The sequence below is a fragment of the Vibrio sp. Vb1337 genome, assembly GCF_033338715.1.
GTDB lineage: Bacteria > Pseudomonadota > Gammaproteobacteria > Enterobacterales > Vibrionaceae > Vibrio > Vibrio alginolyticus.
Genome location: NZ_JAWOTD010000175.1, coordinates 1 through 1,190 on the forward strand (window position 1 = coordinate 1; position 1,190 = coordinate 1,190).

General features: G+C 47.2%; 1 protein-coding gene. It reads left to right on the top strand.

The genetic code is table 11. The features are described 5' to 3' along the window. Window positions 1-1,184 (top strand): elongation factor Tu (tuf, locus tag R7E42_RS24810; protein ID WP_017822038.1); only part of this gene is annotated, 1,184 nt, incomplete at its 5' end. Between the last annotated feature and the right edge of the window lie 6 nt (window positions 1,185-1,190).

Genomic DNA, 1,190 nt, shown 5'->3' on the forward strand with positions numbered 1-1,190 from the left:
TGTCTAAAGAAAAATTTGAACGTACGAAACCGCACGTTAACGTTGGTACTATCGGCCACGTTGACCACGGTAAAACAACTCTAACTGCAGCTATCTGTACTACTCTTGCTAAAGTTTACGGCGGTGTAGCTAAAGACTTCGCATCTATCGATAACGCTCCAGAAGAGCGTGAGCGCGGTATCACAATCGCAACTTCTCACGTTGAGTACGACACTCCATCACGCCACTACGCACACGTTGACTGTCCAGGACACGCTGACTATGTTAAAAACATGATCACTGGTGCTGCACAGATGGACGGTGGTATCCTAGTTGTTGCTGCGACAGATGGCCCAATGCCACAAACTCGTGAGCACATCCTACTAGGCCGTCAGGTTGGTATCCCATACATCATCGTATTCATGAACAAATGTGACATGGTTGACGATGAAGAGCTACTAGAACTAGTAGAAATGGAAGTTCGTGAACTTCTATCTGAATACGATTTCCCAGGTGATGACCTACCAGTTATCCAAGGTTCTGCACTAGGCGCACTAAACGGCGAAGAGCAGTGGGAAGCGAAAATCGTTGAACTAGCAGAAGCTCTAGATACTTACATCCCTGAGCCAGAGCGTGCGGTAGATCAGCCATTCCTAATGCCTATCGAAGACGTATTCTCAATCCAAGGTCGTGGTACAGTAGTAACTGGCCGTATCGAGCGTGGTATCCTAACTGTAGGTGACGAAGTTGCTATCGTAGGTATCAAAGACACTACTACAACTACATGTACTGGTGTTGAGATGTTCCGTAAGCTTCTAGACGAAGGCCGTGCAGGTGAGAACGTTGGTGCACTTCTACGTGGTACTAAGCGTGACGAAGTTGAACGTGGTCAAGTACTAGCTAAGCCTGGTTCAATCACTCCACACACTAAGTTCGAATCAGAAGTATACGTACTGTCTAAAGATGAAGGTGGTCGTCACACTCCATTCTTCAAAGGCTACCGTCCACAATTCTACTTCCGTACAACTGACGTAACTGGTGACATCCAGCTACCAGACGGCGTAGAAATGGTAATGCCAGGCGACAACGTACAGATGACTGTAGAGCTAATCGCACCAATCGCAATGGACGAAGGTCTACGTTTCGCGATCCGTGAAGGTGGCCGTACAGTAGGTGCTGGTGTTGTTGCTAAGATCTTCGACTAATTCATA